This is a genomic window from Streptomyces beijiangensis (assembly GCF_017315755.1).
GTDB classification, from domain to species: Bacteria; Actinomycetota; Actinomycetes; order Streptomycetales; family Streptomycetaceae; genus Streptomyces; species Streptomyces beijiangensis.
This window is the reverse complement of sequence record NZ_JAFLRJ010001630.1, coordinates 1-332: the sequence shown is the minus strand read 5'-3', so window position 1 is coordinate 332 and position 332 is coordinate 1. Positions and strand designations below refer to the sequence as shown.

Sequence of the window (332 nt, the reverse complement as noted above, 5' to 3'; positions counted from 1 at the left end):
GGTGATGGCGTACCCGCCCGGCGACCGGACGGTGGGCCGGGAGGCGCTCCGCGCACTGTGGGAGAAGGTGCTGGCCCACCGTCCCCGCTTCGAGCCGGAGCAGCCGCTTTCGACGCTGGTCAGCGGCGACATCGCCCTCACCTCGACGCCGCCGAAGGACGGGGCGGGCGCCCGCGCGCAGGTCGTCCGGCGCCAGCCCGACGGAAGCTGGCTGCGCCTGCTCGACCAGCCCGAGTTCGTACCGCCCACCGCCGACCGCTGAGCCCTGTCCCTCGAGGGCATCAGCCACCGGATGCTCACCCGGAACCTGCGCATGCTGGAGCGCCACGGCC

Annotated in this window: 1 protein-coding gene; it reads left to right on the top strand. The window is 74.7% G+C overall.

Translation table 11 applies throughout. The features are described 5' to 3' along the window. Nucleotides 1-262, top strand: a 262-nt coding sequence (locus J0695_RS42985) for a YybH family protein (RefSeq protein ID WP_242553839.1), incomplete at its 5' end; no start/stop codon positions are given. Between the last annotated feature and the right edge of the window lie 70 nt (nucleotides 263-332).